The organism is Stenotrophomonas maltophilia, assembly GCF_001676385.1.
Classification (GTDB): Bacteria; Pseudomonadota; Gammaproteobacteria; order Xanthomonadales; family Xanthomonadaceae; genus Stenotrophomonas; species Stenotrophomonas maltophilia_J.
The window spans coordinates 81,179-94,657 of the sequence record NZ_LYVJ01000003.1; the positions used below are offsets into that span (position 1 = coordinate 81,179).

At 67.0% G+C, this 13,479-nt stretch carries 14 protein-coding genes; 5 read left to right on the forward strand and 9 right to left on the reverse strand.

Going from position 1 to position 13,479, the window contains the following annotated elements:
- Positions 1 to 37: 37 nt before the first annotated feature.
- The gene (gene hppD, locus A9K58_RS04530) at positions 38 to 1,150 is read right to left on the reverse strand and encodes a 4-hydroxyphenylpyruvate dioxygenase (RefSeq protein WP_196769152.1); all 1,113 of its coding nucleotides are present in this window, start codon (positions 1,148 to 1,150) and stop codon (positions 38 to 40) included.
- A 129-nt stretch (positions 1,151 to 1,279) separates the two neighbouring features.
- Here hppD and A9K58_RS04535 point away from each other — a divergent pair, with 129 nt between their 5' ends.
- Entirely contained in the window at positions 1,280 to 1,774 is a 495-nt protein-coding gene (locus tag A9K58_RS04535) for a MarR family winged helix-turn-helix transcriptional regulator (RefSeq protein WP_065198213.1), read from the forward strand.
- Between the two features lie 82 nt (positions 1,775 to 1,856).
- Here A9K58_RS04535 and A9K58_RS04540 read toward each other — a convergent pair whose 3' ends face one another.
- From A9K58_RS04540 to A9K58_RS04555, 4 genes are all read right to left on the reverse strand, one after another.
- On the reverse strand, positions 1,857 to 2,993 hold the full coding sequence (locus A9K58_RS04540; RefSeq protein ID WP_065198214.1) for a hypothetical protein: 1,137 nt from the start codon (positions 2,991 to 2,993) through the stop codon (positions 1,857 to 1,859).
- Positions 2,994 to 3,249: 256 nt separating this feature from the next.
- A complete protein-coding gene (locus tag A9K58_RS04545) occupies positions 3,250 to 3,855 on the reverse strand; it encodes a thioredoxin family protein (protein ID WP_065198215.1) in 606 nt (201 codons plus the stop codon).
- 19 nt (positions 3,856 to 3,874) lie between these two features.
- The gene (locus tag A9K58_RS04550; RefSeq protein ID WP_065198216.1) at positions 3,875 to 5,374 is read right to left on the reverse strand and encodes a peptide MFS transporter; all 1,500 of its coding nucleotides are present in this window, start codon (positions 5,372 to 5,374) and stop codon (positions 3,875 to 3,877) included.
- Between the two features lie 181 nt (positions 5,375 to 5,555).
- Positions 5,556 to 6,431, reverse strand: a complete 876-nt coding sequence (locus tag A9K58_RS04555; RefSeq protein WP_065198217.1) for a tryptophan 2,3-dioxygenase — start codon at positions 6,429 to 6,431, stop codon at positions 5,556 to 5,558.
- Between the two features lie 338 nt (positions 6,432 to 6,769).
- Between A9K58_RS04555 and pdhA the strand changes: the two genes are divergently transcribed.
- The 4 genes from pdhA to A9K58_RS04575 are packed head-to-tail and all read left to right on the forward strand — an operon-like array spanning position 6,770 to position 10,640.
- Entirely contained in the window at positions 6,770 to 7,852 is a 1,083-nt protein-coding gene (pdhA, locus tag A9K58_RS04560) for a pyruvate dehydrogenase (acetyl-transferring) E1 component subunit alpha (protein ID WP_065198218.1), read from the forward strand.
- Positions 7,845 to 8,912: an alpha-ketoacid dehydrogenase subunit beta gene (locus A9K58_RS04565; protein WP_065198219.1), complete on the forward strand. Its 1,068-nt coding sequence runs from the start codon at positions 7,845 to 7,847 to the stop codon at positions 8,910 to 8,912. Before pdhA ends, A9K58_RS04565 begins: the two co-directional genes overlap by 8 nt.
- Before the next feature lies 1 nt (position 8,913).
- A complete protein-coding gene (locus A9K58_RS04570; RefSeq protein ID WP_065198220.1) occupies positions 8,914 to 9,267 on the forward strand; it encodes an SH3 domain-containing protein in 354 nt (117 codons plus the stop codon).
- The gene (locus tag A9K58_RS04575; RefSeq protein ID WP_065198221.1) at positions 9,264 to 10,640 is read left to right on the forward strand and encodes a dihydrolipoamide acetyltransferase family protein; all 1,377 of its coding nucleotides are present in this window, start codon (positions 9,264 to 9,266) and stop codon (positions 10,638 to 10,640) included. Before A9K58_RS04570 ends, A9K58_RS04575 begins: the two co-directional genes overlap by 4 nt.
- A 77-nt stretch (positions 10,641 to 10,717) precedes the next feature.
- Here A9K58_RS04575 and A9K58_RS19400 read toward each other — a convergent pair whose 3' ends face one another.
- The 4 genes from A9K58_RS19400 to A9K58_RS04595 form a co-directional block, all read right to left on the reverse strand.
- A complete protein-coding gene (locus A9K58_RS19400) occupies positions 10,718 to 11,209 on the reverse strand; it encodes a hypothetical protein (protein ID WP_231109248.1) in 492 nt (163 codons plus the stop codon).
- Positions 11,210 to 11,301: 92 nt separating this feature from the next.
- The gene (locus A9K58_RS19795) at positions 11,302 to 12,345 is read right to left on the reverse strand and encodes a hypothetical protein (protein WP_231109249.1); all 1,044 of its coding nucleotides are present in this window, start codon (positions 12,343 to 12,345) and stop codon (positions 11,302 to 11,304) included.
- A 3-nt stretch (positions 12,346 to 12,348) separates the two neighbouring features.
- A complete protein-coding gene (locus tag A9K58_RS04590) occupies positions 12,349 to 12,690 on the reverse strand; it encodes a hypothetical protein (RefSeq protein WP_065198222.1) in 342 nt (113 codons plus the stop codon).
- A gap of 281 nt (positions 12,691 to 12,971) precedes the next feature.
- On the reverse strand, positions 12,972 to 13,358 hold the full coding sequence (locus A9K58_RS04595; protein ID WP_065198223.1) for a VOC family protein: 387 nt from the start codon (positions 13,356 to 13,358) through the stop codon (positions 12,972 to 12,974).
- Positions 13,359 to 13,479 lie beyond the last annotated feature (121 nt).

Here is a 13,479-nt window from a genome sequence, read left to right on the forward strand (position 1 = left end):
AGCAGGCGCCGGGCGTGACCCGGCGCTGCCCAGGACCTTACAGCACGCCGCGGCGGATCTGGTCGCGCTCGATGCTTTCGAACAACGCGGTGAAATTGCCTTCGCCGAAGCCTTCGTTGCCCTTGCGCTGGATGATCTCGAAGAAAATCGGACCGATGCAGTTCTGGGTGAAGATCTGCAGCAGCTTGCGCTGATGGGTTTCCGGATCGGCGTCGATCAGGATCTTGTTCTTCGCCAGGCGCGCCACGTCCTCGCCGTGGTTCGGCACGCGCTGGTCGATCACCTCGAAGTAGGTGTCCGGCGTGTCGAGGAAGTCCACGCCCTGCGCGCGCATCGCTTCGACGGTCTCGTAGATGTTCTCGGTGAAGCAGGCGATGTGCTGGATGCCCTCACCCTTGTACGCGTCCAGGTACTCGTTGATCTGGCTCTTCGGGTCGGACGATTCGTTCAGCGGGATGCGCACGATGCCATCCGGTGCGGTCATCGCCTTGGACACCAGGCCGGTCTTCAGGCCCTTGATGTCGAAGTAGCGGATCTCGCGGAAGTTGAACAGGCGCTCGTAGTAATCCGACCACTGCTGCATGTTGCCGAAGTACAGGTTGTGGGTCAGGTGGTCGATGAAGGTCAGGCCGAAGCCCACCGGATGCGGGTCGGCACCGGCAATCGGTTCGTAGTCGCCGTCGTAGATGCTGCCGGCCGCGCCGTAGCGATCGACCAGGTACAGCATGCAGTCGCCGATGCCCTTGATCACCGGCGCGCCGACCGCCTTGCTGTCCGGCTTGAAGGCGATGGCTTCGGCGCCGTTGCCCAGCGCCGCCTGGTAGACCTCCTGGCCGGGCTTCCTGAAGCGGATGGCGAAACCGCAGGCGCACGGACCGTGCTTCTCGGCGAAGTCGGCGGCGAACGAATCGGGGTCTTCATTGACCAGGAAGTTGACGTCGCCCTGGCGATAGACGGTAATCGGACGCTGCTTGTGCCTGAGCACCGCGCTGAAACCCATCTTCCTGAAGTACGCGTGCAGCTCCTGGCCACGGCCGGCCGGGGCGGCGAACTCGACGAACTCGAAGCCGTCGATGCCCATCGGGTTCTCGAAGGTGGTGACCTGCATGCCGGGATTGGGATGCGAGGCGGTCGGGACTGCGGTATTCATGGCGTGGCTCCGAATCGGTACCGCATCGGTACAAACCAGGTGCGGGCAGGTAAGGACCCGGCGAGAATGCAGGGTCTGGACCCAACACTTATAGTTACACTTGAAACCACCAGCAAGGTGCACCGCAACATGAGCCCCGCCGATCCCGCTTCGACCCGCCTGCGTGCCTCGCACGTCCTGCTCGACCTGGAACAGTTCCTGCCGTACCGGCTGAGCGTGCTGTCCAACCGGGTGAGCGGCAACATCGCCAAGCTCTACGGTGATCGTTACGGCCTGGCAATTCCCGAGTGGCGGGTGATCACCATCCTGGCGCTGTACCCGGGTTCTTCGGCCAGCGAGGTCTCCGACCGCACGGCGATGGACAAGGTGGCAGTCAGCCGCGCCGTGGCCCGCCTGCTGGAGCGGGGTTTCATCAAGCGCGAGACCCACGGTGACGACCGCCGCCGCTCGGTGCTGGCACTCTCGGCCGCCGGCTTCGAGGTCTACGAGACCATCGCGCCGATGGTGATCGAGATCACCCGCAAGCTGATGTCGGTGCTGAGCGAGGAGGAGGAGCAGCTGCTGGAGAAGCTGATCCTGCGCCTGGCCGGCGAAGGCCTGGAGCGGATGGGCGAAGGGGTCTGACAAGAAAAAGGGGACGGAGGGGATTAAGCCGTAATCAGCACTCATGTGCTTGATGCGACTTAATCCCCTCCGTCCCCTTTTTTCAGCTCAGATGCTTGCGCCGCGCGTGGATCCACGGCACCGCCAGCGCGGCGATGGCGCCCCCGGCGAAGCCGAGCGAGGCAGCGACCGTGGCCGCTTCCACGGCCCCCGGCAGCGCCAGCGCCGCGGCCACCAGCAGCAGCGACGGCAGGCCGACGAAGGTGCCGAGGAAGAAGTGCCAGCGTGGCGACCAGGTATTGAGCTGCAGCAGGCTCACCGGCTGCCAGGCTTCAGACGCAGCGTCCTCGGCGATCTTCGCCACCGCCTTGGCCAGGTCCACTTCCGGCAGCGCGCGGCCCAGGCGTGCGGCGGAGAGCAGTTCGGCCACGGCCTCCACCGCTGGAAAGCTGGCCGGCCACGCCACCGGTGCCGGCACGCCGTAGGCGGTCAGCACCGGCACGCTCAGCCACGGCGCCACCAGCGGGCGCATGCGGCGGCGGCCATGCACGCACCAGATCTGCGGCTGGCCGTGCGCAGTGACGCTGTACAGCGCCAGTTCGTTGGCCGGTGGATAGCCCAGCATGGTCACCCGCGCCGCCAGGCTGTCCTGTCCCATCGCGCGCAGGAAGCCGGGGCGGCTGCGCCCCTCCTGCATCCACGCCAGGCCCAGCGCGCCCACCAGGTACGCCTCGGCAGCATCCTTGCTGCCAGCCGTGGCGCGCTCGTCACTGGCCAGGTACCAGGCCAGCGATTTCGGCTCGGCGACATCGTCCAGGCCCCAGCGGCTGTCGTCTCCCAGCACGTGGCGCACCGGCAGCCGCGCCGGGGCAGTCTCGCCACGTTCGCCTGTCTGCAGGAACGGCAGCACGCCCTGGATGAAGGTGGACAGTTCGATCGCGCGCACGCCATGGCCCTGCCACTCGGGCGGCAGCAGCCCCGCCAGCTGGCCCTCGGCGGCCAATCCATCGAGCCGCGACTTCTGCTCGACCAGCTTCTGCACGGCCCCCTTCAGCATCACGTTGTCGGGCAACGCGATCTGCGGCAGGCGGTGGCGCGGCGGTGCCAGCTCAACGGTGGCCTCGCCGGTACCGGCATCGTCCAGCAGGGCCTCCGGCGGCGGCAGGGTCACGCCCTCGCCTGCCCCGCCCCCGGCCAGGTCGCTGGCGGGTTCAGGTCGTTCGGCGTGGTCGCTGTGCATGGGCGTTCCGGTAGGTTGCATCGACGGGGTGTCGACTGAGGTCCTTGCCGGTAACGGCGTACATGCAGTGAAGTTGAGACGCCGATTCGAAGAGTGTGACGGCGCGCGCAGTAGATTCGCGCGGGCGTGGATGCACTTCTGTGCCGACCAACGGTCGGCACCCACCGGGGTTGGCGGCCAACGGTCGGCACCCACCGGGGTTGGCGGCCAGCGGTCGGCACCCTCCAGAGCATGCCGGCCAGCGGCCGGCACTCCCCTACTCCGGTTTGTCCGGTGCCCATTGCTTGAGGAAGGCGCTCACCCGTGCCGGCTGGAAGGCTTCGCCCTTGCGCAGTTCGCCGGTCGCCTGCGACACCAGCAGGCTGCCATCGGCGTCGAGCACCAGAAGACGCGGGTAATCGCGCTCCATCACCGGGAACTGTGCAAGGAAGGCGGTGTTGGGTTGCTCATCGCTGGCGTTGACCTTCATCCACACGTAGTGGGCATCGCGGAAGCGGCGCAGGTCGCCGTTGCCTTCCACGGTTTCGTCCAGCGCCCTGCAGCGATCGCAGGCCGCGTTGCCGACCTCGAGCAGGATGCGCTTCTTGCCCCGCTGGGCTTCCACCTTGGCAGTGGCCAGGTCATCGGCCGGGTTGCGGGCCGGGTCGAACTGCGCGCCGAGCCCGGCGATGGCGGCGATGTCGGCCGCCACCGGGGTGTTGCCCGAGGCCACCGGTTCGCTGGGATCAGCGACCGGTGGCTCGGTGGGCCGGGTATCCAGGGGCTGCGTGGGCTCGGCGGTGTCAGCCGGTGGCGGTTGGGAACAGGCACCGATCAGCGCCGCACAGACCACCACCACTGCACCACCGAGCTTGCTACGCATGCCTTCTACCCTCTCATCATTACTTGACGCCGTGCATCAGCTTGTTGATCAACGGGGCGATCAGGAACAGCAGCACGCCAGAACCGATCAGGGCCCAGAACCCGAAGGTATACCCCTTCAGGGCCGACCCGACCGTCATGCCGCCTTCACCACTGACCACGCCGGCGAAGATGCCCGACAGGTTGTTGCCGATGCCGGTGGACAGGAACCAGCCACCCATGCCGAAACCGACCAGGCGTACCGGGGCCAGCTTGGTCACCATCGACAGGCCGATCGGCGACAGGCACAGCTCACCCACGGACTGGATGACGTAGACCATGAACAGGGTCCAGAACGGAATCTTGCCGTCCACCACCATCTGCGACAGGGCGAACATCAGCAGGGCGAAGGCCGCACCGTTGAACAGCAGGCCCAGGCCGAACTTGCGCGGGATGGACGGATTGGCGCGGCCCATGGCCACCCAGATCCAGGCGATGACCGGCGCCAGGGTGATGATGGCCACCGAATTGACCGACTGGAACCATGCGGTCGGGAAGGTCCAGCTGCCGAACTGGCGGTTGACGATGTTCTCGGCCAGGAAGGTGAACGAGCTGCCGGCCTGTTCGAAGAACATCCAGAACATCACGTTGAAGGCGAAGATGATCAGCATGGCGATCACGCGGTCGCGCTGCACCTTGCCCTCGCGGATACCCTCGACCAGCAGCAGCACGGCCAGGGCGGTGAACATCGCGCCCAGGATCCAGGCCAGCGCGGTAGCGCCGGTGGCCAGCAGGAAGTAGGCCACCGGGATGGCGACCACGGCACCGGCCAGCACCATCACGATGCGACCGAAGCCTTCAGCGCCGGCCGGCGGTGCGCCGATGCCCTTCAGGCCGGCACGACCGATGTAGAACCACACCAGCGAGATCAGCATGCCCACGCCCGAAGCGATGAACACGACCTTGTAGGACGGCATCGCATCGGTACCGAACACCTTGCGGGCCAGGTACTCGGTCAGCACCGGGGCGATCATCGCGCCGATGTTGATGCCCATGTAGAAGATGGTGAAGCCCGAGTCACGGCGCTCGTCCTTCAGGCCGTACAGCTTGCCGACCATGGTCGAGATGTTGGGCTTGAACAGGCCGTTGCCGACGATGATCGTGGCCAGGCCGAGCTTGAACAGGTGTTCTTCGGGCAGCGAGATCATGAACAGGCCCGCGGCCATGATGATCGCGCCGACCAGGATCGAACGCTGGTAGCCCAGCACCCGGTCGGCCACGTACCCGCCGAAGATCGCGGCGGCGTACACCAGCGCGAGGTAGGCACCGTAGACGCGGCTGGCGTCGCCTTCGCCGGCGGCGTTGCCGTTGTAGAACTGGGCGACGATGTACAGCACCAACGCCCAGCGGATGCCGTAGAACGCAAAGCGCTCCCAGAACTCGGTCATGAACAGCATCCACAACGGGCGCGGGTGGCCCATCGTGGTCTTGAAGTCCGGCAGGGCCGGCTCTGGGGTGTTCGCAGTGGCGTTTACGCTCATGCGGATTTCCTGGTTCGGTGGATGACGAAGCACATCCAATGTGCAGTGAAGCAACGCGCGAGGATCACCGACTTGTGGCGTTCACGTCAAATACACGCCGTTTGAGGCAGGTGCCGGCCTGCTCGCTGAACTTGCATCTGAAACGATCCAGCCCGCGGCCGGGAATGAAGCTGAATGGGGGTCAATCCCGCGCGGCCGGGGGTGCGGCCTGCAGGCTGGTGCGTACCTGGAACAGCTCGGGGAAGAAGGTCAGCTCCAACGCCTGGCGCAGGAAGCCGACGCCGGACGAGCCGCCGGTACCGCGCTTGAACCCGATCACCCGCATCACCGTGCGCATGTGCCGGAAGCGCCACAGCTGGAAGGCGGTCTCGAGATCGACCAGGTCCTCGCACAGCGCGTACTCCCGCCAGTAACGGTCGGTGTCCTGGTAGATGCGTTCGAAGACCGGCTGCAGTGCGTCGTCCGCCACATGCGGCTGGGTCCAGTCATGGGCCTCGTAGACCGCCGGGACGGCATGGCCGAAACGGGCCAGGTACTTCAGGAACTCCTCGTACAGGCTCGGCGCCTCCAGCACGGTGCGCAGCTGCGCCTGCCCGGCCGGGTCGTGCTCGAACACCTGCAGCATCTGCGCGTTCTTGTTGCCCAGCAGGAACTCGATGTAGCGGTACTGCAGCGACTGGAAGCCCGAGGAAGGGCCGAGCACGTCGCGGAAGCCCATGTACTCGGACGGGGTGAGCGTTTCCAGCACCGACCACTGCTCGGTCAGCTGGCGCAGCACCTGCTTGCTGCGCGCCAGCACCTTGCGGCACTGCCACACTTCATCGCGCTGCAGGAAGCCGATCGCGGCACGCAGTTCGTGGCCGAGCAGCTTCAGCCACAGCTCCGAGGTCTGGTGCTGGATGATGAAAAGCATCTCGTCGTGGTGCGGCGGGTTGGACAGCGGCTGCTGCGCGCTGAGCAGCTGGTCCAGCCGCAGGTAGCCACCGTAGGTCAGCCGGCCCTGCAGGTCGGTGTGGATGCCGGCTTCGAGATCGCGTTGGTTGTTGTCGACGGACATGGAGTGGACCGGAACAGGGGCGGCAAGGGTAACGCGTTGCCGCCGCGCTGGCAGCCGTCCGGGGACGATACCCGGGTGTGCGGCCGGGCCGTGGAGCATCGGCCGATTCCCGGCCTGCGCGTGGAACCCTCCGGGGCGTTGTACTGGCGGTCAGCCAGAGGCGTATTCTGATGCTTTGCAGCAACGACTGAATACGTTGTTGTTATTGGCCCCCCACCCGCCGGCAGGGGTAAAAAGGGGAATCGGCGTGTTGCGGCGCAGGAAGGCTATTCCGTACGCGTTCCTTAACATGGCGATTCATATCATTTGTAACTTCTCTGTCGAAGGTGCAGTACGCAATGACGGTTGCCGCCGAATTCAAGATCGAATACCTGCAGTACCTGGACGCGGACGGCAAGCTCGTCCGCGATGACCTGCCCGCCTCGCTGCGCGATCCCAAGGTCCTGGTACCGCTGTTCAAGCAGATGCTGTACGTACGCACGTTCGACAGCAAATCCATCGCGCTGCAGCGCACCGGCAAGCTCGGCACCTATGCCGCCTGCCTGGGCCACGAGGCTGCGCACGTGGGCATCGGCGCGGCAATGCGCGAGGGTGACGTGTTCGCTCCGAGCTACCGCGAATACGGCGCCATGTTCATGCGCGGGGTGCGCCCGTACGATGTGCTGATGTACTGGGGCGGCGACGAGCGCGGCAACGACTTCACCGGCAACGCGGTGAAGGACTTCCCGTTCTGCGTGCCGATCTCCACCCAGTGCCTGCATGCGGCCGGCGCTGCTCTGAAGTTCAAGCTCAACAACGAACAGCAGATCGCGGTGGCGGTGTGCGGCGATGGCGGCAGCTCCAAGACCGACTTCTACGCCGCCCTCAATTCCGCCGGTGCCTACAAGCTCCCGCTGATCCTGTGCATCGTCAACAACGGCTGGGCCATCTCGGTGCCGCGCTCGGCGCAGACCGGTGCTGAAACCCTGGCCCAGAAGGGCCTGGCCGGGGGCCTGCATTGCCTGCAGGTGGACGGCAACGACCTGATCGCGGTGCTGGCCGCGATGGAACAGGCCCGCGAACGCGGCCTGGCCGGCGAAGGCGGCACCGTGCTGGAACTGATGACCTATCGCCTGTCCGACCACACCACCGCCGACGACGCGCGCCGCTACCGCGACGACGCCGAGGTGAAGGACGCCTGGACCCGTGAGCCGATGCTGCGCCTGCGCAAGTACCTCACCGCCCAGGGCGTGTGGAGCGAAGAAGAAGAAAAGGCCTGGGTGGAGCAGTGCGCCGCCAGGGTCGACGAGGAAGTGAACCAGTACCTCAACACCCCGGTGCAGCCGGTCGAGGCGATGTTCGACTACCTGTATGCCGATCCGCCGCCGGATCTGCTGGCCCAGCGCGCGGCTGCCATTGCCCTGGAGCAGCGCCATGGATGACATCAAGACGGGCGCTTCCGCTTCCCAGGCCAATGCCGCCGACAGTGCTGCTGTCGCCGGTGGAGACATCGCAATGACCGCTACCCCCATCACCCTGATCGAAGCCATCACCCAGGCGCTGGCCTGGGAGCTGGAACACGACCCGTCGGTGCTGGTGCTGGGCGAGGACGTGGGCGTCAACGGCGGCGTGTTCCGCGCCACCGCCGGCCTGCAGCAGCGCTTCGGTTCGCAGCGCATCCTCGACACCCCGCTGGATGAAACCACCATCGCCGGCCTCACCGTCGGCCTGGCCGCGCAGGGCATGAAGCCGGTGGCCGAAGCCCAGTTCGACGGCTTCGTCTACCCGATGGTCGACCACATCATCTGCCACGCCGCGCGCCTGCGTACCCGTACCCGTGGCCGCATGCACTGCCCGATGGTGCTGCGCGTGCCGTGGGGCGGTGGCATCCGCGCGCCGGAGCACCACAGCGAAGCCAACGAATCGATCTTCACCAACGTGCCGGGGCTGCGCGTGGTGCTGCCGTCCAGCCCGCAGCGTGCCTACGGCCTGCTGCTGGCCGCCATGCGCGATCCCGATCCGGTGATCTACATGGAGCCCAAGCGCATCTACCGCCAGTACAAGGAAGTGGTCGTCAACGATGGCGAGGCACTGCCGCTGGACGTGTGCTTCGTGCTGCGCGACGGCACCGACGTGACCCTGGTGGCCTGGGGTGCGCAGGTGAAGGAAGCGCTGGAAGCGGCCGACAAGCTGGCCGGCGAAGGCATCAGTGCCGAGGTCATCGACGTCGCCACGTTGCGTCCGCTGGACTTTGCCACCATCGCCGAGTCGGTGTCCAAGACCGGCCGCTGCGTGATCGTGCAGGAGGCCCCGAAGACCGCGGGCTTCGGCGCCGAGATCGCCGCGCGCCTGGCCGAGGAGTCGATGTACGACCTGCTGGCCCCGGTCGAGCGCGTGACCGGCTACGACACCCACATTCCGCTGTTCCGCCTGGAGATGAAGTACCTGCCGAGCGTTGAGCGGATCGTGACCGCGGCCAAGCGCGCGGTGGCGGCGGGCTGACATGCGGGCCCGCCTGCTGGCGGCTTACCGCAGCCAATATCCCAACCCGCTCCGGTTCCGTGCCGGCCAGATCGTCGAAGTCGGTGTACGTGACGAGGAATGGCCGGCCTTTGCCTGGGTACGCACCAACGATGGCCGCGCTGGATGGGCGCCCATCGCCTGGCTGCAGCTGCTGGACGAGGGTCGCGCCGAAGCGCTGCGCGACTACGACGCCCGCGAGCTGGATGTGGAAAGCGGTGAGATGGTGAAGCTGCATCACGAACACGGCGGATGGTGGTGGTCCGAGCGCGCCAATGGCGCGACGGGTTGGCTGCCGGCCCGCGAACTGGAACTGCTGGAAGAGAACTGCAAATGAGCCAGACCAAGAACTTCAACCTGCCCGACCTGGGCGAAGGCCTGCCGGACGCGACCATCGTGGAGTGGTTCGTCAAGGAAGGCGATGTGATCAAGCTGGACGAGCCGCTGGTCTCGATGGAAACCGCCAAGGCCGTGGTGGAAGTGCCCTCGCCGGTGTCCGGCAAGGTACTGAAGCTGTCCGGCGCGGCCGGTGACATCATCGCGACCGGCTCGGTGCTGGCCAGCTTCGAGATCGACCCGAGCCTGCCGCAGCGCGCCGATGGCCAGGACACCGGCCACGGCCATGGCCACGCCCCGGCACCGCCCGCAGCGGCACCGACCCCGCCCCCGCTGCCGAGTCCGGCAGCGGCCGCCGCCGAAGATGCCAAGGCCGAGCGCGATGACGCCGGTACCGTGGTCGGCGCGATGCAGAGCTCCAATGCCGTGCACACCGAACAGGCCCTGGCCGTCGGTGGCGTCAAGGCCGTGCCGGCCGTGCGTGCGATGGCGCGCAAGCTGGGCGTGGACCTGAGCCGCGTGTGTGCCACCGGCAGCGACGGCGCGGTGACCATGGCCGACGTCAAGCAGGCCGCCGCCGCCGGCACCGCCAAGCTTGGCGCCACTCCGGCGCCGGTTGCAGCCGCCGCGTATGCCGCGCCGGTGCAGGTGCCTGCCCCGGCGCAGAGCGAAACCCGCACCCCGCTGTCCGCCGCCGGCAAGCCGATGCGTACCCAGCCGCCGGGCGTGGTTGCCAAGGGCCAGCCGGAGCCGCTGAAGGGCGTACGCCGCAACATGGCGCGGGTGATGGCCGACGCACACAGCAAGGTCGTGCCGACCACGCTGAACGACGACGCCGACATCCACGCCTGGCTGCCGGGCAACGACGTCACCGCCCGCCTGGTGCGTGCCATCGTGGTTGCCGCGCAGAAGGTGCCGGCGATGAACGCCTGGTTCGATGGCGAAGCGCTGACCCGCACCCTGCACGCGCAAGTCGACATCGGCATCGCCGTGGACACCGACGACGGCCTGTTCGTGCCGGCGTTGCGCAATGCCGACATGCTGGATGCACGTGGCATCCGCGAAGGCGTCAACCGCCTGCGCGAGCAGGTGGAATCGCGTTCGATCGCCGCCTCGGAACTGAGTGGCTACACCATCTCGCTGTCCAACTTCGGCATGTTCGCCGGCCGCTACGCGACCCCGGTCGTGGTGCCGCCGTGCGTTGCCATCGTCGGTGCCGGCCGTGCCCGCCACCAGATGACCCCGGTGATGGGCGGCGTGGAAGCGCACAAGGTGATCCCGCTGTCGGTCACCTTCGACCACCGCGCAGCCACCGGCGGTGAAGCCGCCCGCTTCCTGCGCGCGCTGATGGATGATCTGGCGCTGGCGAACTGATCCACCGCCCAGGCCGGTAAATGCAAAAGGCTGCGATCCTCCGGGATCGCAGCCTTTTCTTCATCCGCGTGCCGGCTTCAGTGGCGCGCCTTGGCACGCCGGTAGGGCTTGTCGCCGCCACCGCGTGGGGTGCCGGCTTCAGGGTTGATGCACACGCGGCCATCGCAGATCGCCGCATCCGAAGCGTAGTACGCCTGCAGCACCGGCAACGCATCGTCGTAGCGCTGCAGCGCTTCCTTGCTGCTTGCCAATTCGCCGCGGTAATAGCCCAGCACCGCCCAGCCGACGATCAGCACCAGCACCAGCAGGCCACCGGCGGCGATGCTCCACATCCACAGCGTGGCGCCGGTACGCCGCAGGACCGTGGCAGCGGCGGCAAGATCGCGCCCGTACTGTGCGGTAACGGGTGCCACGGCGTCCTTCGCATCCGATGCGATGCGTGCACTGGCACCGCCCACGATGGCTTGAACCTTGCGGTTGAGTGCCTCCATGTCCGCCTGCAGCGATTGCACGCACTGGTCAAAGGTTGCCTGCATGCGCGTCTCGCGCTGCTCGAACCTGGACAGCATGGCGGCCTGCAGCCGCAGAGAGTTCTGAAGCGCCGCCAGCACGGCGGCGGGGTCCTGTTCGCCCACCCTGTCCGCTCCCCCCGGTGCGCCGTTCAGGCGTCCATGCTGCGTGCGTGCGGCTGATGGCGCTGTGCGGCGTCCGCGTTCTGGGCCTGCACCTGCACCTGCTCCTGGGCCGCCTGGCCCTGCTGCGCCAATGCGGCCACTTCCGGCGACTGTGCGATGTTCGCGGTGGCACGATTGAAGGCGGCATCGTCGCCGGCATACAAGGCACTGGCCATGCGGTCCAGTTCCGCATCCCCGGTGGAGAAGCCAGCATTGCCGCCCTGCCGTGGTGCCGCGCCGTCATTGGCGCTGATGCGCAACGGGCCCGAACCGGAATGCGACTTCGCGTCCGGGTCCAGCGGCACCGTCTTCTCGCCATCGCGCGGCGGCTGGATCCTGCGGTCGTCGCCGTCGTACCACTGCTTGCCATCGAACCAGTAGCCGCTGCGGTGCGAGCCAAGGCCGACATCCTGGTGCAGGTTCTCGCCGAAGTCCGGCGCGTCCACGGTCTTGCCGTCCTTGTCCTTGGGCAGCGATGGCGTGATGTCGGCCGCCTTCATCAACGTGCTGGTGACGCCGTTGCTGTTGTTGTAGAGCGGCGAATACTCCATCTGTGCATCGTTGATCTGCTGCCCGGCCGCCTTGGCCGCAGCGAGCTTCTTTTCCAGTTCCTGGTCGCTGCCCTGCCAGACCACCTGGCGTTCGTGGGTCTCGCCGGGGAGCGGCCAGTCGGGCGAGCGCTGCTCGCCCACCATCACCTTGCCCTCGGCATTGCGCTGCAGTGCCGGATCATCCAGCCGCGCCTGGTCCAGCGGCACCCGGGCATGGCTGCCATCGGCCTGGCGCCGGCTGACGAACTGCTGCGGCGGTTCATACGGCGCTGCATCCACCTGGATATGGCCGTAGTTGTCCGAGCCCAACAGGGTACTGCCGGCCAGGTTGGACAGCGCATTGCCTTCAGGCTGCGTATCGGGGCCGCCGCGAACCACCTGCTGGCTGCCATCGGAATGTTCGAACAGCAGGTAGGTATGCCGCCGCCCGGCCGCAACCGGGCTGGCCCCTACGATGATCTTCGCGTTGCCATCCGGCATGGCTCAATCTCCCAGATGGGCGGGCGTACGGGACACATCGAGGTGCTGCACGCGCACGCCGTCTTCCGATTCCAGCGTCACGATCCAGTGCACCGGCGTGGGCGGCGCGGTAACCCGCTGGTCTGCCGGCGGTGGCGGTGGCGTCTGCAGGCTGCAGTAGAAAGCGGCCTTGATGGTGGGCGCCTGCGGCTGCGACGGCTGGCAGTCAAAGCCTTTCGCACGCAGGTGCTGCACCGCCTCGGCCAGTACGCTGCCGGGGCCTGCCCACTGGACGAGCTGGGCCTTGCCCGCAGCCGTGGACTGCTGTTCGTGGAAACGGGACGCTTGCTGTCCGGTGTCATTCATGGCGGAACATCCTGTCGCAGATGTCAGAAGGAACAGGGAAACCAGAAGCGGGGCGACGGCGGACCGTGCCGCCCCGGGGACACGTATCCTGCCTCTGCCCCGGGCGCGCCCGGGACGGGGAAAGGTGGTAGCCACGCTGGAGTTGCCCCGCTGCAGTGTCGACGGGCAGAAGCTAGCATGGAACCCTCGGCGGAAACCGCAGAAAAATCCTAGAAACCTGTAGGAAAATCCCTCAACGTGACGTACGTACAGAAACCGGGTGCGGTTCCCTACCCTTCTGCTCAGTCGCGCGCCACCAAGCCTTCTGCACGGCTGTAGACGCGCAGGCGGTGGCCATCGGGATCGACACCGACGAAGGTATGACCGAATTCCAGCATCACCGGCGGCTGCAGGATCTGCACGCCGAGCGTACGCCACGCCTCGTGCATCTGCTGCACGGCGTCGGGGCTGGCGACCACCATCGCCAGTTCGGCCGCACCGGCCTGTGCGGACACCGGCGGCTGCACGTCATCGCGCTGCCACAGGCCGAGTGCGGCGCCATCGCCGAGCAGGAACAGGGCGAACCCGGGCGACTGCTCAATCGGTGGCGCGCCGAGAATGCCACTGTAGAAGGCGGCGCTGGCGGCGACGTCATTCACGTACTGCAGCAGGGTACTGGGCTTGAACATGGGGAAGCTCCGTTGTTGGGAGCCTCCATGGTGCTGCGGCCCTGCTGACAGATTCTGTCAGTAGAGTCGACTGTTAGTCGACTGCTCTCTTCCTTCAACCTGCCTAAACCCCGCGCTGCGC

Excerpts from the sequence above, each read along its gene's own strand:
- A9K58_RS04540 (WP_065198214.1), bottom strand. The coding sequence starts at position 2,993 with ATGCACAGCGACCACGCCGAACGACCTGAACCCGCCAGCGACCTGGCC.
- A9K58_RS04575 (WP_065198221.1), top strand. The coding sequence starts at position 9,264 with ATGAGCCAGACCAAGAACTTCAACCTGCCCGACCTGGGCGAAGGCCTG.
- A9K58_RS04595 (WP_065198223.1), bottom strand. The coding sequence starts at position 13,358 with ATGTTCAAGCCCAGTACCCTGCTGCAGTACGTGAATGACGTCGCCGCC.
- A9K58_RS19795 (WP_231109249.1), bottom strand. The coding sequence starts at position 12,345 with ATGCCGGATGGCAACGCGAAGATCATCGTAGGGGCCAGCCCGGTTGCG.
- A9K58_RS04545 (WP_065198215.1), bottom strand. The coding sequence starts at position 3,855 with ATGCGTAGCAAGCTCGGTGGTGCAGTGGTGGTGGTCTGTGCGGCGCTG.
- A9K58_RS04535 (WP_065198213.1), top strand. The coding sequence starts at position 1,280 with ATGAGCCCCGCCGATCCCGCTTCGACCCGCCTGCGTGCCTCGCACGTC.
- A9K58_RS04590 (WP_065198222.1), bottom strand. The coding sequence starts at position 12,690 with ATGAATGACACCGGACAGCAAGCGTCCCGTTTCCACGAACAGCAGTCC.
- pdhA (WP_065198218.1), top strand. The coding sequence starts at position 6,770 with ATGACGGTTGCCGCCGAATTCAAGATCGAATACCTGCAGTACCTGGAC.
- A9K58_RS04555 (WP_065198217.1), bottom strand. The coding sequence starts at position 6,431 with ATGTCCGTCGACAACAACCAACGCGATCTCGAAGCCGGCATCCACACC.
- A9K58_RS19400 (WP_231109248.1), bottom strand. The coding sequence starts at position 11,209 with ATGCTGTCCAGGTTCGAGCAGCGCGAGACGCGCATGCAGGCAACCTTT.
- A9K58_RS04565 (WP_065198219.1), top strand. The coding sequence starts at position 7,845 with ATGGATGACATCAAGACGGGCGCTTCCGCTTCCCAGGCCAATGCCGCC.
- A9K58_RS04570 (WP_065198220.1), top strand. The coding sequence starts at position 8,914 with ATGCGGGCCCGCCTGCTGGCGGCTTACCGCAGCCAATATCCCAACCCG.
- hppD (WP_196769152.1), bottom strand. The coding sequence starts at position 1,150 with ATGAATACCGCAGTCCCGACCGCCTCGCATCCCAATCCCGGCATGCAG.
- A9K58_RS04550 (WP_065198216.1), bottom strand. The coding sequence starts at position 5,374 with ATGAGCGTAAACGCCACTGCGAACACCCCAGAGCCGGCCCTGCCGGAC.